25 protein-coding genes are annotated in these 25,239 nt (G+C 63.9%); 21 read left to right on the top strand and 4 right to left on the bottom strand.

Translation table 11 applies throughout. The features are described 5' to 3' along the window. The first annotated feature begins 154 nt into the window (after positions 1–154). The 10 genes from pdhA (at position 155) to DPM33_RS22120 (ending at position 8,853) form a co-directional block, all read left to right on the top strand. Positions 155–1,192: a pyruvate dehydrogenase (acetyl-transferring) E1 component subunit alpha gene (gene pdhA / locus DPM33_RS22165; RefSeq protein ID WP_112099566.1), complete on the top strand. Its 1,038-nt coding sequence runs from the start codon at positions 155–157 to the stop codon at positions 1,190–1,192. 15 nt (positions 1,193–1,207) lie between these two features. Continuing rightward, positions 1,208–2,602, top strand: coding sequence for a pyruvate dehydrogenase complex E1 component subunit beta (locus tag DPM33_RS22160; RefSeq protein ID WP_112099565.1), 1,395 nt, complete (start codon positions 1,208–1,210; stop codon positions 2,600–2,602). A gap of 4 nt (positions 2,603–2,606) precedes the next feature. Beyond that, on the top strand, positions 2,607–2,900 hold the full coding sequence (locus DPM33_RS22155) for a DUF5076 domain-containing protein (RefSeq protein WP_112099564.1): 294 nt from the start codon (positions 2,607–2,609) through the stop codon (positions 2,898–2,900). A 9-nt stretch (positions 2,901–2,909) separates the two neighbouring features. Continuing rightward, on the top strand, positions 2,910–4,289 hold the full coding sequence (locus DPM33_RS22150; RefSeq protein ID WP_112099563.1) for a pyruvate dehydrogenase complex dihydrolipoamide acetyltransferase: 1,380 nt from the start codon (positions 2,910–2,912) through the stop codon (positions 4,287–4,289). Between the two features lie 13 nt (positions 4,290–4,302). Then, the gene (locus DPM33_RS22145; RefSeq protein ID WP_112099562.1) at positions 4,303–4,728 is read left to right on the top strand and encodes a hypothetical protein; all 426 of its coding nucleotides are present in this window, start codon (positions 4,303–4,305) and stop codon (positions 4,726–4,728) included. Further along, positions 4,725–5,363 carry an SGNH/GDSL hydrolase family protein gene (locus tag DPM33_RS22140; RefSeq protein WP_112099561.1) on the top strand — a complete coding sequence of 213 codons (639 nt, stop codon included), beginning with the start codon at positions 4,725–4,727 and terminating at the stop codon, positions 5,361–5,363. Before DPM33_RS22145 ends, DPM33_RS22140 begins: the two co-directional genes overlap by 4 nt. Positions 5,364–5,385: 22 nt before the next feature. Next, positions 5,386–6,834 (top strand): dihydrolipoyl dehydrogenase, encoded by a 1,449-nt coding sequence (lpdA, locus tag DPM33_RS22135; protein ID WP_112099560.1) that lies wholly within the window; start codon positions 5,386–5,388, stop codon positions 6,832–6,834. 192 nt (positions 6,835–7,026) lie between these two features. Next, positions 7,027–7,284, top strand: coding sequence for a GlsB/YeaQ/YmgE family stress response membrane protein (locus DPM33_RS22130; RefSeq protein WP_042642286.1), 258 nt, complete (start codon positions 7,027–7,029; stop codon positions 7,282–7,284). Positions 7,285–7,425: 141 nt separating this feature from the next. Beyond that, on the top strand, positions 7,426–8,391 hold the full coding sequence (gene lipA, locus DPM33_RS22125; protein WP_112099559.1) for a lipoyl synthase: 966 nt from the start codon (positions 7,426–7,428) through the stop codon (positions 8,389–8,391). A gap of 6 nt (positions 8,392–8,397) precedes the next feature. Next, entirely contained in the window at positions 8,398–8,853 is a 456-nt protein-coding gene (locus DPM33_RS22120; protein WP_112099558.1) for a type II toxin-antitoxin system RatA family toxin, read from the top strand. Here DPM33_RS22120 and DPM33_RS22115 read toward each other — a convergent pair. Both DPM33_RS22115 and DPM33_RS22110 read right to left on the bottom strand, forming a co-directional pair. Beyond that, positions 8,850–9,338 carry a CinA family protein gene (locus tag DPM33_RS22115; protein WP_112099557.1) on the bottom strand — a complete coding sequence of 163 codons (489 nt, stop codon included), beginning with the start codon at positions 9,336–9,338 and terminating at the stop codon, positions 8,850–8,852. The two genes, DPM33_RS22120 and DPM33_RS22115, sit on opposite strands and share 4 nt — an antisense overlap. Beyond that, positions 9,335–10,561 carry a bifunctional 2-C-methyl-D-erythritol 4-phosphate cytidylyltransferase/2-C-methyl-D-erythritol 2,4-cyclodiphosphate synthase gene (locus DPM33_RS22110; RefSeq protein ID WP_112099556.1) on the bottom strand — a complete coding sequence of 409 codons (1,227 nt, stop codon included), beginning with the start codon at positions 10,559–10,561 and terminating at the stop codon, positions 9,335–9,337. The genes DPM33_RS22115 and DPM33_RS22110 overlap by 4 nt, the downstream gene beginning before the upstream one ends. Before the next feature lie 253 nt (positions 10,562–10,814). Between DPM33_RS22110 and dusB the strand changes: the two genes are divergently transcribed. From dusB to hflX, 8 genes are all read left to right on the top strand, one after another. Next, a complete protein-coding gene (gene dusB / locus DPM33_RS22105; RefSeq protein ID WP_112099555.1) occupies positions 10,815–11,843 on the top strand; it encodes a tRNA dihydrouridine synthase DusB in 1,029 nt (342 codons plus the stop codon). Then, positions 11,840–12,982, top strand: a complete 1,143-nt coding sequence (locus tag DPM33_RS22100) for a two-component system sensor histidine kinase NtrB (RefSeq protein ID WP_112099554.1) — start codon at positions 11,840–11,842, stop codon at positions 12,980–12,982. Before dusB ends, DPM33_RS22100 begins: the two co-directional genes overlap by 4 nt. Next, the gene (gene ntrC / locus DPM33_RS22095) at positions 12,979–14,439 is read left to right on the top strand and encodes a nitrogen regulation protein NR(I) (RefSeq protein WP_112099553.1); all 1,461 of its coding nucleotides are present in this window, start codon (positions 12,979–12,981) and stop codon (positions 14,437–14,439) included. The genes DPM33_RS22100 and ntrC overlap by 4 nt, the downstream gene beginning before the upstream one ends. A 137-nt stretch (positions 14,440–14,576) precedes the next feature. Further along, positions 14,577–16,868: a sensor histidine kinase NtrY-like gene (locus DPM33_RS22090; RefSeq protein ID WP_112099552.1), complete on the top strand. Its 2,292-nt coding sequence runs from the start codon at positions 14,577–14,579 to the stop codon at positions 16,866–16,868. Then, positions 16,858–18,219: a nitrogen assimilation response regulator NtrX gene (gene ntrX, locus DPM33_RS22085; RefSeq protein ID WP_112099551.1), complete on the top strand. Its 1,362-nt coding sequence runs from the start codon at positions 16,858–16,860 to the stop codon at positions 18,217–18,219. Before DPM33_RS22090 ends, ntrX begins: the two co-directional genes overlap by 11 nt. 82 nt (positions 18,220–18,301) lie before the next feature. Then, positions 18,302–19,165 carry a D-amino-acid transaminase gene (locus DPM33_RS22080; protein ID WP_112099550.1) on the top strand — a complete coding sequence of 288 codons (864 nt, stop codon included), beginning with the start codon at positions 18,302–18,304 and terminating at the stop codon, positions 19,163–19,165. 143 nt (positions 19,166–19,308) lie between these two features. Then, positions 19,309–19,554 (top strand): RNA chaperone Hfq, encoded by a 246-nt coding sequence (gene hfq, locus DPM33_RS22075; RefSeq protein WP_006202172.1) that lies wholly within the window; start codon positions 19,309–19,311, stop codon positions 19,552–19,554. Next, entirely contained in the window at positions 19,555–20,943 is a 1,389-nt protein-coding gene (gene hflX / locus DPM33_RS22070) for a GTPase HflX (RefSeq protein WP_112099549.1), read from the top strand. It abuts the gene before it with no gap. A gap of 8 nt (positions 20,944–20,951) precedes the next feature. Here hflX and mazG read toward each other — a convergent pair whose 3' ends face one another. Together mazG and DPM33_RS22060 are read right to left on the bottom strand one after the other, a co-directional pair. Beyond that, the gene (gene mazG, locus DPM33_RS22065) at positions 20,952–21,776 is read right to left on the bottom strand and encodes a nucleoside triphosphate pyrophosphohydrolase (RefSeq protein ID WP_112099548.1); all 825 of its coding nucleotides are present in this window, start codon (positions 21,774–21,776) and stop codon (positions 20,952–20,954) included. 70 nt (positions 21,777–21,846) lie between these two features. After that, the gene (locus tag DPM33_RS22060; protein ID WP_112099547.1) at positions 21,847–23,031 is read right to left on the bottom strand and encodes an amino acid aminotransferase; all 1,185 of its coding nucleotides are present in this window, start codon (positions 23,029–23,031) and stop codon (positions 21,847–21,849) included. A 116-nt stretch (positions 23,032–23,147) separates the two neighbouring features. Between DPM33_RS22060 and DPM33_RS22055 the strand changes: the two genes are divergently transcribed. From DPM33_RS22055 to DPM33_RS22045, 3 genes are read left to right on the top strand one after another with little or no spacing between them, the layout of a single operon-like run. Then, positions 23,148–23,681, top strand: a complete 534-nt coding sequence (locus DPM33_RS22055; RefSeq protein WP_425373558.1) for a sigma-70 family RNA polymerase sigma factor — start codon at positions 23,148–23,150, stop codon at positions 23,679–23,681. Then, positions 23,678–24,451, top strand: coding sequence for an anti-sigma factor family protein (locus DPM33_RS22050; RefSeq protein ID WP_112099545.1), 774 nt, complete (start codon positions 23,678–23,680; stop codon positions 24,449–24,451). The genes DPM33_RS22055 and DPM33_RS22050 overlap by 4 nt, the downstream gene beginning before the upstream one ends. A 24-nt stretch (positions 24,452–24,475) precedes the next feature. Continuing rightward, positions 24,476–25,192 carry a Bax inhibitor-1/YccA family protein gene (locus tag DPM33_RS22045; RefSeq protein ID WP_112099544.1) on the top strand — a complete coding sequence of 239 codons (717 nt, stop codon included), beginning with the start codon at positions 24,476–24,478 and terminating at the stop codon, positions 25,190–25,192. Positions 25,193–25,239: the final 47 nt, after the last annotated feature.

Below are 25,239 nucleotides of genomic sequence, written 5' to 3'. Positions count from 1 at the left end.
TTATTCGCAATGATTCTAATCGCTTAGACGCATGCCAGCCATGCATTTTTCAGCATGGCGCAATGCATCCTTGCGTGTTAGCTTCTCGCAAATCGGTGGGGAGGCGATCGATCTCCCTGAATGTCCGCAAAGAGACGCCAACAGGGAGTGACGCATGGCCACCGCCGCCAAAAAAGCGCCCGCCAAATCCAGATCCGACAAACAGTCCAATCTGTCAGCACCCAAGCCGGCGGATTTCACCAAGGAAGACGAGCTTTCCGCCTATAGGCATATGCTCTTGATCCGCCGCTTCGAGGAAAAGGCCGGCCAGCTTTACGGCATGGGCTTCATCGGCGGCTTCTGCCACCTCTATATCGGCCAGGAGGCCGTCGTCACCGGCATGAAGATGGCGCTGATCGAGGGCGACCAGATGATCACCGCCTATCGCGACCACGGCCACATGCTGGCGATGGACCTGTCGCCGCGCGGCGTCATGGCCGAGCTCACCGGCCGCCGCGGCGGCCTGTCGAAGGGCAAGGGCGGCTCCATGCACATGTTCTCCAAGGAGAAGCATTTCTATGGCGGCCACGGCATCGTCGGCGCGCAGGTGTCGCTCGGCACCGGTCTCGCCTTTGCCAACCGCTACCGCGACAACAAGAATGTTTCGCTGACCTATTTCGGTGACGGCGCGGCCAATCAGGGCCAGGTCTACGAAAGCTTCAACATGGCCTCGCTGTGGAAGCTGCCGGTGATCTACATCATCGAGAACAACCGCTACGCCATGGGCACGTCCGTGTCGCGCTCGTCGGCCGAGACCGACTTCTCGCATCGCGGCGCTTCCTTCAAGATCCCCGGCATCCAGGTCGACGGCATGGATGTGCGCGCCGTGAAGTCGGCGGCCGACCTGGCCACCGAATGGTGCCGCGCCGGCAACGGCCCGCTGATCCTCGAGATGCAGACCTACCGCTATCGCGGCCATTCGATGTCCGATCCGGCCAAATACCGCTCCAAGGAAGAAGTGCAGAAGATGCGCTCCGAGCATGACCCCATCGAGCAGGTCAGGGCGCGGTTGCTCGACAAGAAGTGGGCGAGCGAGGACGAACTCAAGGCCATCGACAAGGAAGTCCGCGACATCGTCGCCGACGCCGCCGAATTCGCCCAGCACGACGCCGAGCCGGATCCGTCCGAGCTCTGGACCGACATCGTACTCTAAGGAGAGGGCAAGGACATGCCGATCGAAATTCTCATGCCCGCGCTCTCCCCGACGATGGAAGAGGGCAATCTGTCCAAATGGCTGAAGAACGAAGGCGACAAGGTCGTCGCCGGTGACGTCATCGCCGAGATCGAGACCGACAAGGCGACGATGGAAGTCGAAGCCGTCGACGAAGGCACGCTCGCCAAGATCGTGGTTCCCGCCGGCACCGAGGGCGTCAAGGTCAACGCAGTGATCGCGGTGCTTGCCGTCGACGGCGAAGACGTCGACAAGGCCGGCGAAGGCATCGGCGAGGAAGCGCCTGCCAAGGCTGAAGCCGCGCCGGCGCCGGCACCCGCTGCAGCCAAGAGCGAAGCCGCGGCGCCTGTCGCCGCCGCGCCGAAGACGGAAGTCGCTGCCGATCCGGACATCCCCGCCGGCACCGAGTTGGTGTCGACCACTGTGCGCGAGGCGCTCCGCGACGCCATGGCCGAGGAAATGCGGCGCGACGGCGATGTCTTCGTCATGGGCGAGGAGGTCGCCGAGTACCAGGGCGCCTACAAGATCACGCAAGGCCTGCTGCAGGAATTCGGCCCGCGCCGCGTCGTCGACACGCCGATCACCGAGCACGGCTTTGCCGGCGTCGGCGTCGGTGCGGCGATGGCCGGGCTGAAACCGATCGTCGAGTTCATGACCTTCAACTTCGCCATGCAGGCGATCGACCAGATCATCAACTCGGCCGCCAAGACGCTCTATATGTCCGGCGGCCAGATGGGTGCGCCGATCGTCTTCCGCGGCCCGAACGGCGCCGCTGCTCGCGTCGCAGCGCAGCACTCGCAGTGCTACGCGGCCTGGTACAGCCACATTCCGGGCCTCAAGGTGGTGATGCCCTATACGGCAGCCGACGCCAAGGGCCTGCTCAAGGCGGCGATCCGCGATCCGAACCCGGTCATCTTCCTCGAGAACGAGATCCTCTACGGCCAGTCCTTCGACGTGCCGAAGCTCGACGATTTCGTGCTGCCTATCGGCAAGGCGCGCATCCACAAGAAGGGCAAGGACGTCACCATCGTCTCCTTCGGCATCGGCATGACCTACGCGGTCAAGGCCGAAGCTGAACTGCGCGGCATGGGCATCGATGCCGAGATCATCGATTTGAGGTCGATCCGACCGCTCGACTTCGACACCATCATCGCCTCGGTGAAGAAGACCAACCGGCTGGTGGTGGTGGAAGAAGGTTTCCCGCAGAGCTCGGTCGGCGACCATATCGCCAACCAGGTCTCGCAGCGCGCCTTCGACTTCCTCGATGCGCCGGTGATCACCATCGCCGGCAAGGACGTGCCGATGCCTTACGCGGCGAACCTCGAAAAGCTGGCTTTGCCCAATGTCGGCGAAGTCGTCGAGGCGGTCAAAGCCGTGACGTACCGGGGATAACCAGATGGCGCGCGAACTCGCAGTTCCCGCAGCGGTAACCGAGAACGGCGAATTCGATGAGATACTCCGCGTCTGGATTGGTTCGGACGCGGTTGTCACGATGCAGGACTTCTTTGGGCCAAACGCTCAAAACTGGGGGATGGTGCTAGCTGATGTCGCCATGCACATAGCCAGGATGAGATTGGAACAGGACGACGTCCCTGAAATCGAGACGCTTCACGCCTTGGAAGACGGCTACCGCGGCAGAATGTCGGAACAGTTCAATATCCAGCACCGTTCGCTGACCGGGCGGAACTGAGGAGGAAAAATGCCGATCAACATTACCATGCCGGCCCTCTCGCCCACGATGGAAGAGGGCAATCTTTCCAAATGGCTGGTCAAGGAAGGCGACAAGGTTTCACCGGGCGACGTGATCGCCGAGATCGAGACCGACAAGGCGACGATGGAAGTCGAAGCCGTCGATGAGGGCACCGTCGCCAAGCTGGTGGTTCCAGCTGGCACCGAGGGCGTCAAGGTCAACGCGCTGATCGCCATCCTGGCCGGCGAGGGCGAGGATGCCGGTGCCGCCGCCAAGGGCGGTGGCGAGGCCGCGCCAAAGGCTGAAGCGCCGAAAGCGGATGCCCCGAAGGCCGAGGCGCCCAAGGAAGCGCCGAAGCCGGCTGCAGCCGCAGCGGCGCCCGCACCGGCAAAGGCCGAGGCCGCTCCGGCTGCTAACGGTCATGCGACTGGCGATCGTGTGTTCGCGTCGCCGCTCGCCCGTCGCATCGCCAAGGATGCCGGCGTCGATGTGTCCGTCGTGACGGGCACCGGCCCGCACGGCCGCGTCGTCAAGGCCGACGTCGAAGCGGCTATTTCTTCCGGTGGCGCGAAGGCTGCCCCTGCGGCGAAGGCGCCCGCCGGCGCGCCACCGTCCGCCCCAGCCCCCGCGCCGAAGCCGATGTCGGACGACCAGGTGCTAAAACTGTTTGCCGAAGGCTCCTACGAACTCGTGCCGCATGACAACATGCGCAAGACCATCGCGCGCCGCCTGGTCGAGGCGAAGTCCACCATCCCGCATTTCTATTTGACGCTGGATTGCGAGCTCGATGCGCTGCTGGCCTTGCGCACGCAGTTGAATGCCGCCGCGCCGGTGAAGAAGACCGACAAGGGCGAAGTGCCGGCCTACAAGCTCTCGGTCAACGACATGGTGATCAAGGCGATGGCGATGGCGCTGATGGCGGTGCCGGATGCGAACGCTTCGTGGACCGACAGCGCCATGGTCAAGCACAAGCACGCCGATGTCGGCGTCGCCGTGTCGATCCCCGGCGGTCTGATCACGCCGATCATCCGCCATGCCGATGAAAAGACGCTGTCGACCATCTCCAACGAGATGAAGGATCTGGCGAGCCGCGCCCGCAGCCGCAAGCTGAAGCCGGAAGAGTACCAGGGCGGCACGACGGCGGTGTCCAATCTCGGCATGTTCGGCATCAAGGACTTTGCCGCCGTCATCAACCCGCCGCATGCGACGATCCTGGCGGTCGGCGCCGGCGAGGAGCGGGCGGTGGTGAAGAACGGCGAGATCAGAATAGCGACTGTGATGTCGGTGACGCTGTCGACCGATCACCGGGCCGTCGATGGCGCGCTCGGCGCCGAACTGCTCGGCGCCTTCAAGCGCATGATCGAAAACCCGATGGGCATGCTGGTCTAACAAGGAAAAGGCGGTGCGGGCATTCTTCACCAGCCTTTTCGCCTTCATCCTTTCCGGGTTCCTGGGCAGGGTGGTCGCGCAGCAATTGGCGGTCGCGACCGGTGCCGACGAGACATATATCATCGTCTTCATGGCAACGGCCCTCGTGGCCGTCCTGGTGACGATCTTCTTCTTCGTGGCCCAGTTCCGCTCCGACCCGGTCCGCGCGGCCGACCGGACAATGTGGCGACTGCTTGCCATATTCGGCATCGCGCTGGTCGTGCTCGCCGGCTGGACCTTCGCGGAGCCGGGCGCGAACCGGTCGACGGGGCGCGATCTTTCGATCATTGCCGGGTTGATCCTGCCCGGCGCGGCGACGATTGTCGCGCAATGGTTGTTCGTGCGCTGGCGGCTCAAACGCTCGGCGATCAAGTTCGGTAGAGGCGGGGCAAACGCGTGAAGACAATTCTCTGCTATGGCGACTCTTTGACCTGGGGCTACGACGCCGCCAGCCTTGGCCGCCATGCGCTGGAAGACCGTTGGCCAAGCGCGCTGAAGGCCGCGTTCGGCGGCGAAGTCGAAGTCATCGCCGAAGGCCTCAATGGCCGCACAACGGCATTCGACGATCATCTGGCCGGCGCCGACCGCAACGGCGCCCGCTTGCTGCCGACGATCCTGACCAGCCACGCGCCGCTCGACCTGATCATCATCATGCTCGGCTCCAACGACATGAAGCCGTGGATCCACGGCAATCCGGTCGCCGCCAAGCAGGGCTTGCAGCGCCTGATCGATATCGTGCGCGGCCATGATTACCCGTTCGACTGGCCGGCGCCGCAGATCCTTCTCGTCTCGCCGCCTGCCGTCTCGCGCACCGACAATGCCGAATTCAAGGAGATGTTCGCCGGCGGCGACGACGCCTCGAAGCGGCTGGCGGTGCAGTATTCGGCGCTGGCCGACGATGCCGGCTGCGGCTTCTTCGATGCAGGCAGCGTCGCCACCACCACGCCGCTCGACGGCGTCCATCTCGATGCCGAAAACACCCGCCATATCGGGCGGGCGCTGGCGCCGCTCGTGCGCGTGATGCTGGAACTCTAGAAAGAAAACCGGAGAAAACCCCGTGGCTGAATCCTACGACGTCATCATCATCGGCTCAGGCCCCGGCGGCTATGTCACGGCGGTGCGTTCAGCCCAGCTCGGCTTCAAGACGGCGATCGTGGAGCGCGAGCATCTTGGCGGCATCTGCCTCAACTGGGGCTGTATCCCGACCAAGGCGCTGCTGCGCTCGGCCGAGATCATGCATTATTCCGATCACCTCAAGGATTACGGCCTGAAGCTCGAAGGCGGCAAGGTCAGCCCCGACACGGCCGCTGTGGTCGACCGCTCGCGCAAGGTTTCGCTCAGGCTGAATGGCGGCGTCGCCTTCCTGATGAAGAAAAACAAGGTCGACGTCATCTGGGGCGAGGCAAAGCTCTCCAAACCCGGCGAGATCGTCGTCTCCAAGACCGCCAAGAAGGCCATGGAGCCCCAGCCGCCAGTGCCGAAAGGTGTCAAGGGCGAGGGCACCTACTCCGCCAAGCACATTATCCTCGCGACCGGCGCCCGGCCGCGCGCTCTGCCCGGCATCGAGCCGGACGGCAAGCTGATCTGGACCTATTTCGAGGCGATGGTGCCTAAGGAAATGCCGACGTCGCTGCTGGTGATGGGTTCCGGCGCCATCGGCATCGAATTCGCCTCCTTCTACCGCACCATGGGCGCCGACGTGACCGTCGTCGAACTCTTGCCGGCGGTGATGCCGGTCGAAGACGCCGAGGTCTCGAAATTCGCGCAGAAGCAGTTCGAGAAGCAGGGGATGAAGATCATCCTCGAAGCCAAGGTGACCAAGGTCGAAAAGGGCGCCAATTCGGTCACCGCGCATGTCGAGATGAAGGACGGCAAGGTCGAGAAGATCACCGCCGATCGCATGATCTCGGCCGTCGGCGTGCAGGGCAACATCGAAAATCTCGGCCTGGAGGCGCTCGGCGTGAAAACCGATCGCGGCTGCGTCGTCGTCGACGGCTATGGCAAGACCAACGTGCCTGGCATCTACGCCATCGGCGATGTCGCGGGGCCGCCCATGCTTGCTCACAAGGCCGAGCACGAGGGTGTGGTCTGCATCGAGAAAATAGCCAATTTCCCCGGCGTTCACGCCACCGACAAATTGAAGATTCCGGGCTGCACTTACTGCAATCCGCAGGTCGCCTCCGTCGGCCTGACCGAGGCCAAGGCCAAGGCCGAAGGCAAGGACATCCGCGTCGGCCGCTTCCAGTTCGGCGCCAACGGCAAGGCGATCGCGCTCGGCGAGGACCAGGGTTTCATCAAGACCATCTTCGACAAGAAAACCGGGCAGCTGCTCGGCGCGCATATGGTTGGCGCCGAGGTGACCGAGCTGATCCAGGGTTTTGTCGTGGCGATGAACCTGGAGACGACCGAGGAAGAGCTGATGCACACCATCTTCCCGCATCCGACGCTCTCGGAGATGATGAAGGAGAGTGTGCTCGACGCCTATGGCCGCGCTTTGAACGCATGATAAGTTACCGACCGGTGATAGGTCACCAATGGGTGACAGATCACCAATCGGTGATAAACCGCCAATCGGTGATAGACGCCCAATCCGTGCTAACGTGGTCGGGCGAGACTCACACGCGGCAGCCGGAGAAACCTGACGGCAAGGCAGTTCGTATCCGGATGCGTTTTCACCTGATCGAGGAGGAACTGGCATATGCATTTGAATGGCGTCGGTTGGATCGCAGCCATCATCGTCGGCGGCCTGGCGGGCTGGCTCGCCGAGATGGTCATGAAGAGCAACACCGGCATCTTCATGAACATCATCATGGGCATCGTCGGCGCGATAGTGCTGAATGCGATCCTGCAGGCTCTCAACATCCAGTCGTTCGGCGTCGGCTGGGTGGCCTATCTGATCACCGGCTTCATCGGTGCCTGCCTGCTGATCTTCGTAGGGCGGCTTGTTCGCCGGTAGGGCGCGCGAATGCGTCGCTGAACGAAGCCGCTATGCGAAAACGGCCGTGGCGGCATTCGCTGGCGCGGCCTTTTTCTTTGCCACGAAAAGTCCTAGATGACGAAGGATGGCGGCTGAAATAGCGGCCGCGAAGGGTTTGAGATGGTCACAGTCGTAGACACGATCGCCAACCGGCCGCGCCCGCGGCATCCCGAGAAGGCGCACAGGCCCGACCAGGAAGTGCTGCGCAAGCCCGACTGGATCCGCGTCAAGGCGCCGGTTTCCAAGGGCTATGCCGAAACGCGCGAGATCGTGAAGTCGCACAAGCTGGTGACGGTGTGCGAGGAGGCCGGCTGTCCGAATATCGGCGAATGCTGGGACAAGAAGCACGCCACCTTCATGATCATGGGCGAGATCTGCACGCGCGCTTGCGCCTTCTGCAATGTCGCGACCGGTATCCCGACCGCGCTCGACCCCGATGAGCCCGCGCGGGTCGCCCACGCGGTCAAGCAGATGGGGCTGAGCCACGTCGTCATCACCTCGGTCGACCGTGACGATCTCGCCGATGGCGGTGCGCAGCATTTCGCCGACGTCATCCGCGCCATCCGCGCGGCGACGCCGTCGACCACGATCGAGATCCTGACGCCCGACTTCCTGCGCAAGGACGGCGCGCTGGAGATCGTCGTCGAGGCCAAGCCCGACGTCTTCAACCACAATCTCGAAACCGTGCCGTCGAACTACCTGACGGTTCGCCCCGGCGCCCGCTATTTCCACTCGATCCGGCTCTTGCAGCGGGTCAAGGAGCTCGATCCGTCGATCTTCACCAAATCCGGCATCATGGTCGGCCTCGGCGAGGAGCGGAACGAGGTGCTGCAGCTGATGGACGATTTGCGGTCGGCCAATGTCGACTTCATGACCATCGGCCAGTATCTGCAGCCGTCGAAGAAGCATCATCCGGTGATTCGCTTCATCCCACCCGACGAATTCAAATCCTACGAAACGGTCGGCAAGACCAAGGGCTTCCTGCTGGTGGCATCGAGCCCGCTGACGCGCTCCTCGCATCATGCCGGCGAGGATTTCGCCAGGCTGCGCGCCGCGCGCGAGGCGCAGCTCAAGAAGGCCAGCTGACCTTCAATGCCGAAATTCGAGGCGACACGCCGCGTCGCGCATACGCCGGAAGAGATGTTCGCGCTGGTTGCGGACATCGAGGCCTACCCGCAATTCCTGCCGCTCTGTGAATCGCTCACCGTGCGCTCGCGCAAGGAGCGTGACGGCCGCACCATCCTGGTTGCCGACATGAGCATCGGCTACAAGGCGATCCGCGAGACCTTTACCACGCAGGTGCTGCTAAGGCCTGACGAGAAAGCCATCGACGTCAAATACATCGATGGGCCGTTCAAATATCTCAGCAACATCTGGCGCTTCGATCCCGCGACCGGCGGCTGCGAAGTGCATTTCTTCATCGACTACGAATTCAAGAGCCGCATCCTGGGCGCGGTCATGGGCACGATGTTCGATCGCGCCTTCCGCATGTTCTCGGAAGCCTTCGAGAAACGGGCCGACGTCATCTACGCGGCAAAACCGGCCTAACGCTCGCCGAGCGCACGCAATCCCAGTTGCAGCGCGTGTCGCACCGTCTCGTGCCGGATGAATTCGCGGCCCTTGTGGCCAAACAATTGCTGTTCGGCGACGACCGGCTGTCCGGCCAATGCAATCCCGAACCAGACAAGGCCGATCGGCTTTTCCGCCGAGCCACCGCCGGGGCCGGCAATGCCTGTGACGGCAAGCGCGATCTTCGCTTGCGAATGCGCCAGCGCGCCGGCAGCCATCTCCAGCACCGTCTCGCGCGAGACCGCGCCATGCGCGCCCAGCGTGGCGGTGGAGACGCCGAGCATCTCCATCTTGGCTTCGTTGGAATAGGTGATGAAGCCGCGATCGATCACGGCGGAAGACCCGGCGATGTCGGTCAGCGCGGCGATGATCAGGCCGCCGGTGCAGCTTTCGGCGGTCGCCAGCATGATGCCGCGCTGCTGGCAGGCCTGCAGCAGGGTGTTTGCAAGTTCAGCGTTGCTCATGCCGGCACCTCGCCCGGATAGACGACGCTGGCCGTGGCGATCGCCGCTATGCCTTCGCCGCGCCCGACAAAGCCGAGCTTCTCGTTGGTCGTCGCTTTGATCGAAATCCGCTCGGGCGCTATGCCGAGCATCGCCGAAAGCGCTTCCGTCATCGCCGCGCGATGCGGCCCGACGCGCGGCGCCTCGCAGATCAGCGTGATGTCGGCATTGGCGATGCGCCCGCCGCGCTCGCGCACCAGCTTTGCCGCGTGCTCGACGAAGATCTTAGAGGCAGCACCCTTCCATTGCGGGTCAGAGGGCGGGAAATGCGTGCCGATATCGCCGGCGCCGCAGGTGGCAAGCAGCGCATCGGTCAGCGCATGCAGCCCGACATCGGCGTCCGAGTGGCCGGAGAGTTTTCGCTCGTAGGGAATGGCGACGCCGCAGAGCGTGACATGGTCGCCAGGCTCGAACGCGTGCACGTCGTAGCCATTGCCGGTGCGAATGTCCGGGAAGCGCTGCGCGCTCGAGAGCCGCTGGTCGGCCAATGCAATATCCCTTGCCCAGGTGAGTTTGACGTTGTCCGGCGATCCGGGAACGATCTTGACCGGAATATGCGCCCATTCGGCGATCGCCGCGTCGTCGGTAAAGTCCGCCTTGCCCAAATGATGCGCCTTCTCATGCGCGGCAAGCAGCGGCCAGAACGGAAAGCCCTGCGGCGTCTGCGCGGCATGAAGGCCGGCCCTCGACACCGTCTCGTCGATCATGCCGGTCGCCGATTCCCGCTTCAGCGTGTCGGCGACGGGCAGCGCCGGCAGCGCGCCCTGGCGCTCGCCGATGGCTTCGATGGTGCGGTCGATCAGCCCTGCATCGACGAACGGACGCACGGCGTCATGCACCAGCACCTTGCCGGGCGCCTGGTCCTTCAGCGCCAGCAGGCCGAGCCGGACGGAAGCTTGGCGCGAGGGGCCGCCGATGACGGTTATGAGACGTTCGCCATGCGCTCCAGCCGCGCGCTGCAAAAGCTCGGCATCGTCGGCGTGGATGGCGACGACCACCGGGCCGATCATCGGGTGGGAGAGGAAGATATCCAGCGTATGGGCGATAACGGCGCGGCCGCCGATGCGCTGATATTGCTTCGGACCGTCGGCTTGGCCAGCGCGCGCGCCACGGCCGGCGGCGACGATCACCACCCCGATCCCGCCGCTTGGGTCAGCCGCTTGCTTTTCGCTTGCCTCGCTCATTCCGATCGGTCCTAGAGCCGGATGATTTCAGGTCGATTCGACCTGAAATCTGAATCCGTCTCTAAATCAAAGAAGTAGAGCATGATGTCGGCCGAAAACCGCTCACACTTTTCGGCATCATGCTCTAGTCGGGGTGATGGCCGAAGGCCAGCTTTTTCCAAAATGCGCCTTAATGTGACGTCATTGCGCGTTGCACAATGCCACACTTCTGGCTAGAGAATGTGCAACGATAGAATATGCTTGGTTTTTGTGCATGGCTGAACTGACCACATTGGCATCGCCACTCGATGTCGGCGGCGTGAGAATCCGCAATCGCGTCTTCCTGGCGCCGATGTCGGGCATCACCGATGAGCCGTTCCGGCACCGTGCCCATGCGCATGGCGCGGGCCTGGTCGTGTCGGAAATGGTGGCTAGCGGTGAGCTGGCCAAGGGGCGCACAGGCTGCGACCTGCGCATCCGTCATTCCGGCCTGCCGGTGCATATGGTGCAGCTTGCCGGTCGCGAAGCGGTGCACATGGGCGAAGGCGCGCGAATCGCGGCGGGCGAGGGCGCCGACATCATCGACATCAATATGGGCTGTCCGGCGAAGAAGGTGACCGGCGGCTGTGCCGGTTCGGCGTTGATGCGCGACCTCGACCATGCTTTGTCGCTGATCGAGGCTGTGGTCGGCGCCGTCTCGGTGCCGGTGACGGTCAAGATGCGGCTCGGCTGGGACGAAGGCGCTCTCAACGCGCCGATGCTGGCGCGCCGCGCCGAGCAGGCTGGCGTCAGGATGGTGACCGTGCATGGCCGCACGCGCTGCCAGTTCTATCAGGGCAAGGCCGATTGGCGCGCGATCGCGCGCGTCAAGGAAGCGGTGTCGATCCCGGTAGTCGCCAATGGCGATGTCAGATCACCCGAGGAGGCCAAGACAATCCTTCAACAGTCCGGCGCCGACGCCGTGATGATCGGCCGCGCGCATTTTGGTGCTCCCTGGGTTGCCGGCGGCATTGCCGCAGCCGCGGCCGGCACAAACACACAAGGCATTCCGCAAACGCCGCAAGAGTTAACCGATTACGTCGTCTCGCACTATGAGGACATGCTTTCGCTCTACGGCATTGAAAGCGGCCTGCGCCAGGCGCGAAAACATCTCGGTTGGTATCTCGACCGCCATGCCCCGCTTGCTTCGGCTGGGCAGCGCAAGCGTATCCTCACCTCGTTCGATCCCGCTGAGGTCGTCGTCGAACTGCGGCAAACATTCTCCGAAGGCACCGCGATGCCTGGAATGCGGAGCGCGGCATGAAGGCGGACGTCCCACAGCCGGTTGGCATGGCGGACGCCGCCAATATCGTGCTCAACACCATCCGCCGCCCGGTGATCATGGTCGATCCCGACGGCTTCATCACCTTCGCCAACGCCGATGCCGAGGACTTCTTCCGCTCCAGCGCGACCATGCTCGCCCGCAACACGCTTTCCAAGCTGGTGCCGTTCGGCAGCCCGCTACTCACGCTGGTCGACCAGGTGCGCGAACGCGGCGCGCCGGTCAACGAATACCGCGTCGACGTATCGTCGCCGCGCCTCGGCATCGAAAAGATGGTCGATCTCTATGTCGCGCCAGTGCCGGAATTTCCGGGCTCCGTCGTCGTCATGTTCCAGGAACGGTCGATGGCCGACAAGATCGACCGCCAGATGACGCATCGCGGTGCTGCGCGTTCCGTCACCGGCCTTGCCGCCATGCTGGCGCATGAGATCAAGAACCCGCTCTCCGGCATCCGCGGCGCCGCCCAATTGCTCGAGCTTTCCGCCTCCGACGAAGACCGCGCGCTGACCCGCCTGATCACCGACGAAACCGACCGCATCGTTTCGCTGGTCGATCGCATGGAGGTGTTTTCCGACGAGCGGCCGATCGAGCGGTATCCGGTCAATATCCATGTCGTTCTCGACCATGTGAAGGCGATCGCCAAGAACGGTTTTGCGAGGCGGATCAAGATCTTGGAGGAATATGATCCATCATTGCCTCCGGTCTTTGCCAACCGCGATCAACTGATCCAAGTCTTCCTCAATCTGGTGAAGAACGCCGCCGAGGCGATCGGCGCCGACCCGCAGGGTGAGATCGCGCTGTCGACGGCTTTCCGTCCGGGAATCCGCGTCTCGGTGCCAGGAACGCAGGACCGTGTCTCGCTACCGCTGGAATTCTGCGTGCATGACAACGGCCCCGGCGTGTCCGAGGACATCCTGCCGATCCTGTTCGATCCGTTCATCACCACCAAGCCGAACGGCTCCGGCCTGGGCCTGGCGCTGGTTGCCAAGATCGTCGGCGAGCATGGCGGCATCATCGAATGCGATTCGACGCCGCGCGGGACGACGTTTCGCATCCTGCTTCCCGCCTGGAAGGAGACCGCGCCAGGCGCCGGCGACGAAGCTGAAGGAGACCGCACATGACCGCTCGCGGCAATATTCTGGTCGCCGACGACGATGCGGCCATCCGCACCGTGCTCAACCAGGCGCTGTCGCGCGTCGGCCACGAGGTGCGCGTCACCTCGAACGCCTCGACGCTGTGGCGCTGGGTGGCGGCGGGCGAGGGTGATCTCGTCATCACCGATGTGGTGATGCCCGACGAAAACGCCTTCGACATGCTGCCGCGCATCAAGAAGGCGCGGCCCGAGCTTCCGGTCATCGTCATGAGCGCGCAAAACACCTTCATGACAGCCATCCGCGCCTCCGAGACCGGCGCCTACGAATATCTGCCGAAACCGTTCGACCTGACGGAGCTGCTCAACATCGTCAACCGGGCGCTGGCCGAGCCAAAGCGGCCGAAGCTCGATGCCCGCGCCGAGGATCAGCCGGAGACAATGCCGCTTGTCGGCCGCTCGGCCGCCATGCAGGACATCTACCGCATGCTGGCGCGCATGATGCAGACGGACCTCACGGTCATGATCAGCGGCGAGTCCGGCACCGGCAAGGAGCTGGTGGCGCGCGCGCTGCACGAATATGGCCGCCGCCGCGGCGGCCCGTTCGTGGCCATCAACATGGCGGCGATCCCGCGCGACCTCATCGAATCGGAGCTGTTCGGCCACGAGAAAGGCGCCTTCACCGGCGCCCAGAACCGCTCTAGCGGCCGTTTCGAGCAGGCGGAGGGCGGGACGCTGTTCCTCGACGAGATCGGCGACATGCCGATGGAAGCGCAGACGCGGCTGCTGCGCGTGCTGCAGCAGGGCGAATACACCACGGTCGGCGGCCGCACCCCGATCAAGACCGACGTGCGCATCGTCGCCGCCACCAACAAGGACCTGCGCACGCTGATCAACCAGGGCCTCTTCCGCGAAGACCTGTTCTATCGCCTCAATGTCGTTCCGCTGCGGCTGCCGGCGCTGCGCGAGCGTTCCGAGGATATCCCCGACCTGGTGCGGCACTTCTTCAAGCAGGGCGCCAGCGAGGGCCTGCAGACCAAGCGCATTTCGGCCGGCGGCATCGAGCTTATGAAGCGCTATCCGTGGCCGGGCAACGTGCGCGAGCTGGAAAACCTGGTGCGCCGGCTGGCTGCCCTCTACTCGCAGGACGAGATTTCGTCGGAAATCATCGAATCCGAGCTGAAGACCGGCGAGCGACCGGTCGTACCGGACGGCGGCGCGCTCATCCCCGACGATCTGTCGATCGGCCAGGCGGTCGAGCATTTCCTGCAACGCTATTTCGCCTCCTTCGCCGGCGAATTGCCGCCGGCCGGGCTCTACCAGCGCATTCTTGCCGAGGTCGAGTATCCGCTGGTGCTGGCTTCGATGACGGCGACGCGCGGCAACCAGATCAAGGCGGCGGAGCTTTTGGGGCTCAATCGCAACACGCTGCGCAAGAAGATCCGCGAGCTTGGCGTCAACGTCTACAAATCGGCCAGGCAGCCGTAGCGTCGCCTCGTCCTTTCGGCGAATTCGCCCATTTAGCGAATTGACGGGGGAAAGATTTCCGTCCCGGCCACACTTGTTGCATAATCGCCACAATGCGTTGCATACATCCGACGCAATGACCGACTCTGTACCACGACATGGCAGCTGAGGCTCCGATCCTGAACCGACCGCTTTTCAGCCACACCGGCACGGGTGAAGGCCGAAGGTTGCTGGCATTGCCCGGCGTGGTCGCTATCGTAGGCGCCGTGATCACGGCGGCGATCTCGTTTGCAATCCTGGTCGGCGCCACGCCGATCGCGCCGACCGCCGACACGACCTGGGCCCTGATCGCGGCCAATGCCGTCTTTGTCCTGTTCCTGATCGCGCTGATCGCCCGCGAGGTGCGTCGCATCGTCTTGGCAAGGCGCCATGGCAGGGCCGCCTCGCGGCTGCATGTGCGCATCGTCGCGATGTTCGCGCTGGTTGCCGCCATTCCGGCGATCATGGTGGCGATCATCGCCTCGATCACGCTCGACATCGGCCTCGACCGCTGGTTCGAAATCCGCACCAAGACGATCGTCAACTCGTCGCTGTCGATTGCCGACGCCTACGTTCAGGAGAACGCGCGCAACCTGCAGGGCACGACATTGTCGATGGCGTATGATCTCGATGCCTCGCGTACGCTTTACGGCCTCGACCGCGGCGGTTTCCTCGATTTGTTGAACAAGGAAGCCGTTGGCCGTGGGCTGGCGCACGCCGCCCTGATCAAGCCCGATGGCTCGTTCGTCATGAACGCCAAGACCGACGCCGACTTTGCCATGCCCGAACCGCCGGCAGGCGCTGTCAACACCGCCGCGGACGGCAAGCCGGTGCTGATCGAGCCGCGCACCCGCAACATCATGGGCGCCATCATCAAACTGCGCGAGATCGAAGGGCTTTACCTGTATACGATCCGGCTGGTCGATCCCGACGTGATCAAGGCGCGCCAGATCGTCAGGTCCAACACCGACGAATACCGCAACCTCCAGGATAACCGCCGGACCTCGCAGGTCGCCTTTGCGCTGCCCTATCTGTCGCTGACGCTGATCATCACCCTGTCGGCGATCTGGACCGGCATTGCGGTTGCGGACCGCATCGTGCGGCCAATTCGCCAGTTGATCGGCGCCGCCGACGAGGTGGCGACAGGCAATCTCGACGTCGCGGTTCCCGTGCGCCAGTCCGACGGCGACGTCGCCTCTCTCGGCGAAACCTTCAACAACATGATCCTGGAGCTCAAATCGCAACGCAACGAGCTGCTGTCGGCCAAGGATCTGATCGATGAGCGCCGGCGTTTCTCCGAGGCGGTGCTGGCCGGCGTCACCGCAGGGGTCATCGGCGTCGACCCTTACGGTATCATCACCATCGTCAACCGCTCGGCCGAAACCATGCTGGCGATTTCGGCGAATGCGACGCTCGGCCAGAACCTTTCGGCGGTTCTCCCCCTGGTCGGGCGCGTCTTCGAGATCGGACGGCAGTCCGGCAAACCGGTCTATCGCGAGCAGGTGACCTTCTTCCGCACCGGGCTGGAGCGCACTTTCAACGTCCAGGTTACCGTCGAGTCCGGCGACGACGGCGAGGAAGAGAAGTCCTATGTGGTCACGGTCGACGACATCACCGATCTGGTCCAGGCACAGCGTTCGTCGGCCTGGGCGGATGTGGCGCGGCGCATCGCGCATGAGATCAAGAATCCGCTGACGCCGATCCAACTCTCGGCCGAGCGCATCAGGCGCCGCTACGGCAAGGTCATCACCGAGGACCGCGAAGTCTTCGACCAGTGCACGGACACCATCATCCGCCAGGTCGAGGACATCGGCCGCATGGTCGATGAATTCTCGGCCTTTGCCCGCATGCCGAAGCCGGAGATGAAGACGATCGACCTGCGTGAATCGCTGCGCGAGGCGTCCTTCCTGGTCGAGGTCAGCCGCTCCGACATCGCCTTCCAGCGCGACTTCGGCAGCGAACCGTTGAAGGGCACCTTCGACAGCCGCCTGATGGCGCAGGCCTTCGGCAACGTCATCAAGAACGCCGCCGAGGCAATCGACGGACTTGATGCGGAAGGTCGTTCGGACGGCACAATACGGATTCAGGCCGGACGCCAAGATGGCGCCATACGAATCGACGTTATCGACAACGGCAAGGGGCTGCCGCGCGAGAATCGCCAAAGGCTTCTCGAGCCCTATATGACGACGCGAGAGAAGGGCACCGGACTTGGCCTCGCTATCGTCAAGAAGATCGTGGAGGACCATGGCGGCCGTCTCGAATTGCATGACGCGCCAGCGGATTTCCACGGCGGCCGGGGCGCGATGATTTCGATCATCCTGCCCCCGTCGACAGTCGTAGCCGCGCCGCCACGCGGTGAGGGTCGAAGCGAACACGAACGAGAAACTGAAAAGGTCGGTAATGGCGTCTGACATTCTCATCGTCGATGACGAGGAAGACATCCGCGAACTTGTCGCCGGTATCCTGAGCGACGAGGGCCACGAAACCCGCACTGCACATGATGCCGACAGCGCGCTCGCGGCAATTGCCGATCGTGCGCCGCGTCTGATTTTCCTCGACATCTGGCTGCAAGGCTCGCGCCTCGACGGCCTGGCGCTGCTCGACGAGATCAAGACCATGCATCCGAGCATGCCGGTGGTGATGATTTCCGGTCATGGCAACATCGAAACGGCGGTGTCGGCCATCCGGCGAGGCGCGTACGACTTCATCGAAAAGCCGTTCAAGGCCGATCGCCTGATCCTGATCGCCGAACGCGCGCTGGAAACATCCAAGCTGCGGCGCGAGGTCTCCGACCTCAAGCAGCGCAGCGGCGAGACCTTCGATCTGATCGGCATGTCGTCGGCGATGAGCCAGTTGCGACAGACCATCGAGCGCGTCGCGCCCACCAACAGCCGCGTCATGATCATCGGTCCCTCCGGCTCCGGCAAGGAACTGACTGCGCGCGCCATCCACGCGCTTTCGTCGCGCAAGACCGGCCCCTTCGTCACGCTGAGTGCCGCCACCATCACGCCCGAGCGCATGGAGATCGAGCTGTTCGGCACCGAATCGAACGGCACCGAGCGCAAGGTCGGCGCGCTCGAAGAGGCGCATCGCGGCATCCTCTACATCGACGAAGTTGCCGATATGCCGCGCGAAACGCAAAACAAGATCCTGCGCGTGCTGGTCGAGCAGCAATTCGAGCGGGTAGGCGGCACCAAGCGCGTCAAGGTCGATGTCCGCATCATTTCCTCGACCTCGCAGAACCTGGAAGCCATGATCGCCGACGGCCGTTTCCGCGAGGACCTTTATCATCGCCTGGCGGTGGTTCCGGTCATGGTGCCGGGGCTTGCCGAGCGCCGCGAGGACATTCCCTATCTCGTCGACAATTTCATGAAGCAGATCGCGCGCCAGGCCGGCATCAAGCCGCGCCGCATCGGCGACGATGCGCTGGCCGTGCTGCAGGCCCATAACTGGCCGGGCAACGTTCGACAATTGCGCAACAATGTCGAGCGGCTGATGATTCTGGCGCGAGGCGAAGAGGCCGATGCGCCGATCACCGCCGACCTTCTGCCCTCCGAAATCGGCGACGTGATGCCACGCACCCCAAACCAGTCGGACCAGCACATCATGGCCCTGCCGCTGCGCGAGGCACGCGAGCAGTTTGAGAAGGACTATCTGATCGCCCAGATCAACCGCTTCGGCGGCAACATCTCGAAGACCGCCGAGTTCATCGGCATGGAACGCTCGGCGCTCCACCGCAAGCTGAAGTCGCTGGGAGTTTAGGACCGGCGTGGCTCAGCCGATTGTCTGTTACGACAGCGGTGGAATCGCCTAAGAAAGCCGGACGTTTTTCCCGAGGGGGCCCATGCCGCGCATTGCCTATGTCAACGGGCGCTATGTCGTCCATGCTCAAGCCAGCGTCCATATCGAGGATCGCGGCTACCAGTTTGCCGACGGCGTCTATGAGGTCTGCGAGGTGGCGCGCGGCCATATCGTCGACATGCCGCGTCATCTTGCCCGGCTCAAGCGCTCGCTCAAGGAACTGTCGATCGCCTGGCCGGTCTCGGAAGGCGTCCTGCCGATGCTGCTGCGCGAGGTGGTCGGTCGCAATGGCGTGGTCAACGGCCTTGTCTATGTGCAGGTGACGCGCGGCGTTGCCAGCCGCGAGTTCGTCTTTCCAGCGGCGGGCACAAGATCGGCCCTGGTCATAACCGCCAGGAAAGCCGATCCGGCCTTGGCGGCCAAGCGCGCGGAGACCGGCATCAAGGTCATCACCGTGCCGGAGAACCGCTGGGACCGTGTCGACATCAAGAGCACGGGCCTCCTGCCCAATGTGCTTGCCAAGCAGAAGGCCAAGGAGGCCGGCGCGCAGGAAGCCTGGTTCGTCGACACCGACGGCAACGTCAAGGAAGGCGGTTCGTCCAACGCCTGGATCGTCACGAGGGACGGGGTCCTGGTGACCCGGCCGGCCGAGCACGGCATCTTGCGCGGCATCACCCGCACGACGCTTTTCGACGTCGCCGCCAAACTCGGCCTCAAGATCGAGGAGCGCGGTTTTTCGGTCGCCGAGGCGAAGGCAGCCAGGGAAGCGTTTATCAGTTCGGCGACGACAATCGCCATGCCGGTGGTCGAAATCGACGGTGCGCCGATCGCAAATGGCCACCCTGGTTCCATGACACTTTCGTTGCGGCAGGCCTTTTTTGACGTTGCGGAAAAAAGTCCAGCCTGATAACCGCACAACTGGAATGAACCTTAACTATCTCGTTCTGCTTGCCATTGTGTCGGCAAGAGGGGGTTTGCGCGCTTGACAGGTGCCGCGTAATTTGGCGCATTGGCCCGCAAACCGAAGGGGATCGGCGAAAGACAAGAAAAATGGCGGAACGATCGCAAAACCTTCAGGACCTGTTCCTGAACTCAGTTCGCAAGAGCAAAAACCCACTCACCATCTTCCTCATCAATGGCGTGAAGTTGACCGGTGTGGTCACTTCGTTCGACAATTTTTGTGTGTTGTTGCGGCGTGACGGGCACTCCCAGCTCGTCTACAAGCACGCCATTTCCACGATCATGCCGAGCCAGCCGGTTCAGATGTTCGATGGCGAGGAAAGCCAGGGCGCCTGATTGGCACGTGATAAGGACGCGGACCGCAGCGTTCGCGGAAAACAAGGGCATCAACTCGGGCCGGAAGCCAAAGATCCGACCCGAGCCGTCGTCATTGTGCCGGTGCTCACCCGCCAGCCGCGCGGCGACGAGGAAACCAGCCGTCCGCGGCTGACCCGTTCAGCCGATGCGCGCCACGACGAAGCGGTCGGGCTTGCCAGTGCCATCGATCTCAATCCGGTCCACACGGCCGTGGTGACGGTCGCCGACCCGCGCCCAGCGACGCTGCTCGGCAGCGGCAAGGTGGCTGAGTTTGCCGACATCGTGAAGGAGCGCAAGGCGGAGCTGGTCATCGTCGACCATCCGCTGACCCCGGTGCAGCAGCGCAATCTCGAAAAGGAACTGAACGCCAAGGTGCTCGACCGCACCGGGCTGATCCTCGAGATCTTCGGCGAGCGGGCGCGCACCAAGGAAGGCACGCTGCAGGTCGAACTCGCCCATCTCAACTATCAGAAGGGCCGGCTGGTGCGCAGCTGGACCCACCTCGAGCGGCAGCGCGGTGGTGCCGGTTTCCTCGGCGGTCCGGGCGAAACCCAGATCGAATCCGATCGCCGCATCCTACAGGACAAGATCACCAAGCTGAAGCACGAGCTGGAAACGGTGCGGCGCACGCGCGACCTGCACCGCGCCAAGCGCAAGAAGGTGCCGTTCCCGGTTGTAGCGATCGTCGGCTACACCAATGCCGGAAAGTCGACGCTGTTCAACCGTCTGACCGGGGCAGGGGTGCTGGCGGAAGACATGCTGTTCGCGACGCTCGACCCCACGCTGCGGCGCGTGCGGTTGCCGCACGGCACGCCAGTTATCCTGTCGGATACGGTCGGCTTCATCTCCGATCTGCCGACGCATCTGGTCGCCGCCTTCCGGGCGACGCTGGAAGAGGTCGTCGAGGCCGATCTGGTACTGCATTTGCGCGACATCTCCGATCCCGACACGGCTGCCCAGGCTGAGGACGTCGAGCGCATCCTCGCCGATCTCGGCGTCGATGCCGCCGACGCCACCCGCGTGGTGGAGGTCTGGAACAAGATCGACCTGCTCGATGAAGGCAACCGGGAGCGCCTGCTTGCCGAAGGCGCGAGCGGCAAGGCGCCGCCGATCGCCATATCGGCGGTGACCGGTGAAGGGTTGGACACGCTGAAAGCGCTCATCGAGACGCGCGTGTCGGGTGAACTGGAGACGATGACGGTGACGTTGAGCCCGGCTCAGCTCGGTCAGGTCGACTGGCTCTACCGCAACGGCGACGTCGTTTCGCGCGCCGACAACGAAGACGGCAGCGTCACGCTCTCGCTGACGGCCACGCACAGCGCCAGGCAGGAAATCGAGAGCCGCCTGCACCGCAAGAACGGCAGCTAACCAGCTGTTTATTTTGCGCCTTTGGCCTGCTGCCAGAGCGCTTCCATCTCGTCGAGCGTTGCCTTCTCCAGCGAGTGGCCCGAAGCCTCCAGGGCTTGCTCGACATAGTGGAACCGCGAGCGGAACTTTTCGTTGGTGCCAGCCAATGCCGCTTCGGAATCGAGCTTGAGGTGGCGGCCGAGATTGACGAGGGCAAACAGCATGTCCCCAAATTCGTCCATGATCGGTCCGGTATCGCCCCCGGCAAGCGCCTCGCGCAACTCGCCGATCTCTTCCTCTATCTTGTCGAGGATCGGCGCTGCCTCGCTCCAGTCGAAGCCGACGCGCGCCGCTTTCTCCTGCAGCTTCAGCGCCCGCGTCAGGGCAGGGAGCGCCACCGGCACGCTGTCGAGATAGCCCTTGCCGTGATCTTCCGGGTCGAGCCCGCGCGCGATGCGGGCGTCGCGCTTCTCGGCTTTCTCGGCCGCCTTGATCTTCTCCCACATGCCCTTGGCCATGCCGGCGCTGCGCGCCTTCTCATCGCCGAAGACGTGCGGATGACGGCGGATCATCTTGGTGGTGATGGCTTCCACGACGTCGCCGAAAGCGAATTCGCCGAGCTCCTCGGCCATCTGCGCGTGATAGACGACCTGCAGCAGGAGGTCGCCCAGTTCCTCGCGCAGATCGTCGAAATCCCCGCGCGCGATTGCGTCCGCCACCTCATAGGCTTCCTCGACCGTATAGGGCGCGATGGTCGAAAAATTCTGCTCGATGTCCCAGGGGCAGCCGGTCTTGGGCGCTCTCAGCGCCGCCATGATCTCGATCAGCCGGGAAATGTCCTTGGAGGGCGTCATGGGTCGAGCCTATCCCGTGGCCAGCGGCCGACCAATCCCGGTCGGACACCGAGACGAGTTGTCCACAACCTCAGTCGAGCACCGAGACGATCGCCTTGGCGAGATCGTCCATGCCGTCCTCCGGCAGGCCGGCAACGTTGATGCGGCTGTCGCCCACCATATAGACGGCATGCTCGGTACGCAGGCGTTCGACCTGCGCCTCGGTCAGCCCAAGCCTGGAAAACATGCCGCGATGGCTGGCGACGAAATCGAAACGGTCGGAGTTGGACTGCCGCCGCAATGCCTCGGCGAAGGCGACGCGCAGGCGAAGCATGCGCAGGCGCATCTCCTCGAGTTCCGTCTCCCAGTCCTTCTTCAACCCGGCATCCTCGAGCACCATGCGCACCGCCGCCGCGCCATGATCCGGCGGCATCGAATAGAGCGCACGCGCCGCCGCCAGCATCTGGCTCATGGCCACATCGGCCTGCCCACCGTCCTTTGCCATGATCATCGCCGCGCCCACGCGGTCGCGATAAACGGCGAAATTCTTCGAGCAACTCGAGGCGACGACCATTTCCGGCACCTTGTCGGCCAGCAGCCGCAGACCGGCCGCGTCGGCGTCCAGGCCTTCGCCAAAGCCCTGATAGGCGATGTCGACGAAAGGCAGCAGGCCGCGCTCGAGAAGGACGTCTGCGACCTTGGCCCACTGCACGGCATCGAGGTTGGCGCCGGTCGGGTTGTGGCAGCAGCCGTGCAGCAGCACGACATCGCCGGAGTTGGCCGTCTTGAGCGCCGTCAGCATCTCGTCAAAGCGGACGGCGCCCGAAGCGGCATCGAAATAGGGATAATCACGAACCTGGAGACCGGCCGCCCGCATCACCGGCAGATGGTTCGGCCAGGTCGGATCGGAGAGCCAGACGGTAGCGCCGGCACGGGTGCGCTGCAAAAGCTCGGCCACCAGCCTGAGCGCTCCCGATCCACCCGGCGCCTGTGCCGCGCGGATGCGCGAATGGTCCGCCTTGCCGCCGAAGGCAAGCTTGATCATGGCGGCGTTGAAGCCGGTATCGCCGGCAAGGCCGAGATAGGTCTTGGTGTCCTGGCTGGCGAGCAGCCGCTTCTCGGCCTCGCGCACGGCGCGCATCACCGGCGTCCTGCCGTCGATGTCCTTGTAGACGCCGACACCGAGGTCGACCTTGCCGGGCCGCGGGTCGTTGCGATAGAGGCCGATCAGGGCAAGGATCTTGTCGGCGGGCGCAGGCTGCAGGGTCTCGAACATCGATAGGACTCCAGTGGCGGCGGAGTGATACGCAAATCGGTCCCGCCGCGCCAGCGACACGTAAAAGAAAATGCCGGGCAGGGGATTAAAATCCCTACGTGCTCCGTAAACAGGGCATGAAACGGTCGATGGCACGCTTCGATATTGTTGGGCAGTTGGGGTCACTGCGGCGTTACGCGCGCTCGCTGACGCGCGACAGCACCGACGCCGAGGATCTCGTCCATGACGCGCTGGTGCGCGCCTATGAGCGGCGCTCGACCTTTCGCTCGGGCGGCAATCTGCGCGCCTGGCTGCTGGCGATCGTGCACAACATCTTCATCGACCGCATGCGCTCGCGTCGCTCCGAGGCGGCGCGCATCGAACGGGCCGGCCTTGTCGCCGACCAGAGCATCCCGGCCTCGCAGGACCATTCGGTGCGCCTGTCGCAGGTCCGCGAGGCGTTTCTTTCGCTCCCCGAGGAGCAGCGCTCCGCCCTGCATCTGGTCGCCATCGAGGGGCTTTCCTATCAGCAGGCCGCCGAAGTCATCGGCGTGCCGCTCGGAACCTTGATGTCGCGCATCGGCCGCGCGCGTGCAGCGCTGCGCGAGATGGAGGAGGGCGCGCCGCAGAAGGCCAGGCCTCATCTCAGGATCGTGGGAGACGATCAATGACCGCCATCGTCGACCCCGTTACCGATGCCGATCTCGACGCCTATGTCGACGATCAGCTGGATGTCGCCCGCCGCATCGAGGTCGAGGCGTTCCTCTCGGCACGTCCGGAAGTGGCGGCGCGCGTGATGTCCGATCTGAGGACGCGCGACGAACTGCGCGTTGCGCTTGCCGGCCCCGTCGGCATGGCGCGCCCGGCCACGACCGAAGCGGCGCGGCGGCTGGAAAGAGCGCTCGCCAGGGGGCGTATGCTTGCGGTGCTGCAGCGCGCCGCTGCTGCGGCCGTGCTGGTCGCGGCCGGCTGGCTGGCCAATGGCATATTCGGTCCGCTCGCGGTGACCAAGGTGGTCGCCTCGACGCAGCCGCCGGCGTATGTCGAGGATGCCGTCAGGGCGCACCGCACGACCTTGGTGCGCGAGACGATGCCGTCGCAGAAGGAAGCGCCGGGCTACGATGCCGACGAGATCCGCGCCGCCACGGCAATCGTCATGCCGTCACTGCCGGACGATTGGAAGATCCGCGACGTCCAGGTCTATCCCTCGCAGTTCGGGCCAAGCGTCGAAGTGGCGGTCGAGACCAGCGACCTCGGTCTTGTCTCGCTGTTCGCCATCAGGCCGGGCACGTTCGACGTCGTGAAGCCGACCATCGCGCCCTCCGATGACATTTCGACCGCCTATTTCCAGATCGGCGAGGTTGCCTATGCGGTGGTCGGACGCGGCGAGGCCGGCAATCTCGACCGTGCCGCCGAAAAACTCGCAAAAACTCTCTACTGAGAATTTCCAACGAAGGAGCATCACATGAACAGCCCCAATCCGGGATACCGAATGGGCACCGGCGCCCAGGCCGGAGCCGTCTATGACGAGGGCCTGCGCAAGCACATGCTGCGCGTCTACAACTATATGGGCCTCGGTCTGGTCGTCACCGGCCTCGTCGCCTTCTTCGTAGCCTCGACGCCGGCGCTCTACGTGCCGATCTTCTCCAGCCCGCTGAAATGGGTGGTGATGCTGGCGCCGCTCGCCTTCGTCATGATCTTCTCGTTCAAGATGCAGACCATGTCCGCCTCGGGCGCCCAGACGATGTTCTGGGCCTTCTGCGCCGTGATGGGCCTGTCGCTGGCCTCCGTGTTCCTGGTCTTCACCTCGACCAGCATCGCGCGCACCTTCTTCATCGCCGCCACGATGTTCGGCGCCACCAGCCTTTACGGCTACACGACCAGGCGCGACCTGACGCAGTTCTCGTCCTTCCTGATCATGGGCCTGATCGGCGTGGTGATCGCCAGCCTTGTCAACCTGTTCCTCGGCTCGACCGCTCTGCAGTTCGCGATCTCGGTGATCGGCATCGCCGTCTTCGTCGGGCTCACCGCCTGGGACACGCAGACGATCAAGGAACAGTATGCCGAGAACTTCGATGCCGAATCGCAGCAGAAGCTCGCCGTCTTCGGCGCCTTCTCGCTTTATCTGAACTTCATCAACATCTTCCAGCTGCTCTTGAATTTCACCGGTGAGCGCGAATAGCCGGACCGTGGCAGGCAACACTGCTGACCTCGGCTGGCCGGAGGGAA

Origin of the sequence: Mesorhizobium hawassense (assembly GCF_003289945.1) — a bacterium.
In the GTDB taxonomy this organism is placed as follows: Bacteria; Pseudomonadota; Alphaproteobacteria; order Rhizobiales; family Rhizobiaceae; genus Mesorhizobium; species Mesorhizobium hawassense.
Note: the sequence above shows the minus strand (reverse complement) of the source record. Positions and strands in the feature narration are given on the sequence as shown.

What these genes read in the sequence shown, in the direction of transcription:
- pdhA (WP_112099566.1), top strand. Translation starts at nt 155, where the DNA reads ATGGCCACCGCCGCCAAAAAAGCGCCCGCCAAATCCAGATCCGACAAA.
- DPM33_RS22160 (WP_112099565.1), top strand. Translation starts at nt 1,208, where the DNA reads ATGCCGATCGAAATTCTCATGCCCGCGCTCTCCCCGACGATGGAAGAG.
- DPM33_RS22155 (WP_112099564.1), top strand. Translation starts at nt 2,607, where the DNA reads ATGGCGCGCGAACTCGCAGTTCCCGCAGCGGTAACCGAGAACGGCGAA.
- DPM33_RS22150 (WP_112099563.1), top strand. Translation starts at nt 2,910, where the DNA reads ATGCCGATCAACATTACCATGCCGGCCCTCTCGCCCACGATGGAAGAG.
- DPM33_RS22130 (WP_042642286.1), top strand. Translation starts at nt 7,027, where the DNA reads ATGCATTTGAATGGCGTCGGTTGGATCGCAGCCATCATCGTCGGCGGC.
- lipA (WP_112099559.1), top strand. Translation starts at nt 7,426, where the DNA reads ATGGTCACAGTCGTAGACACGATCGCCAACCGGCCGCGCCCGCGGCAT.
- DPM33_RS22120 (WP_112099558.1), top strand. Translation starts at nt 8,398, where the DNA reads ATGCCGAAATTCGAGGCGACACGCCGCGTCGCGCATACGCCGGAAGAG.
- DPM33_RS22115 (WP_112099557.1), bottom strand. Translation starts at nt 9,338, where the DNA reads ATGAGCAACGCTGAACTTGCAAACACCCTGCTGCAGGCCTGCCAGCAG.
- DPM33_RS22110 (WP_112099556.1), bottom strand. Translation starts at nt 10,561, where the DNA reads ATGAGCGAGGCAAGCGAAAAGCAAGCGGCTGACCCAAGCGGCGGGATC.
- dusB (WP_112099555.1), top strand. Translation starts at nt 10,815, where the DNA reads ATGGCTGAACTGACCACATTGGCATCGCCACTCGATGTCGGCGGCGTG.
- DPM33_RS22100 (WP_112099554.1), top strand. Translation starts at nt 11,840, where the DNA reads ATGAAGGCGGACGTCCCACAGCCGGTTGGCATGGCGGACGCCGCCAAT.
- ntrC (WP_112099553.1), top strand. Translation starts at nt 12,979, where the DNA reads ATGACCGCTCGCGGCAATATTCTGGTCGCCGACGACGATGCGGCCATC.
- DPM33_RS22090 (WP_112099552.1), top strand. Translation starts at nt 14,577, where the DNA reads ATGGCAGCTGAGGCTCCGATCCTGAACCGACCGCTTTTCAGCCACACC.
- ntrX (WP_112099551.1), top strand. Translation starts at nt 16,858, where the DNA reads ATGGCGTCTGACATTCTCATCGTCGATGACGAGGAAGACATCCGCGAA.
- DPM33_RS22080 (WP_112099550.1), top strand. Translation starts at nt 18,302, where the DNA reads ATGCCGCGCATTGCCTATGTCAACGGGCGCTATGTCGTCCATGCTCAA.
- hfq (WP_006202172.1), top strand. Translation starts at nt 19,309, where the DNA reads ATGGCGGAACGATCGCAAAACCTTCAGGACCTGTTCCTGAACTCAGTT.
- mazG (WP_112099548.1), bottom strand. Translation starts at nt 21,776, where the DNA reads ATGACGCCCTCCAAGGACATTTCCCGGCTGATCGAGATCATGGCGGCG.
- DPM33_RS22060 (WP_112099547.1), bottom strand. Translation starts at nt 23,031, where the DNA reads ATGTTCGAGACCCTGCAGCCTGCGCCCGCCGACAAGATCCTTGCCCTG.
- DPM33_RS22055 (WP_425373558.1), top strand. Translation starts at nt 23,148, where the DNA reads ATGAAACGGTCGATGGCACGCTTCGATATTGTTGGGCAGTTGGGGTCA.
- DPM33_RS22050 (WP_112099545.1), top strand. Translation starts at nt 23,678, where the DNA reads ATGACCGCCATCGTCGACCCCGTTACCGATGCCGATCTCGACGCCTAT.
- DPM33_RS22045 (WP_112099544.1), top strand. Translation starts at nt 24,476, where the DNA reads ATGAACAGCCCCAATCCGGGATACCGAATGGGCACCGGCGCCCAGGCC.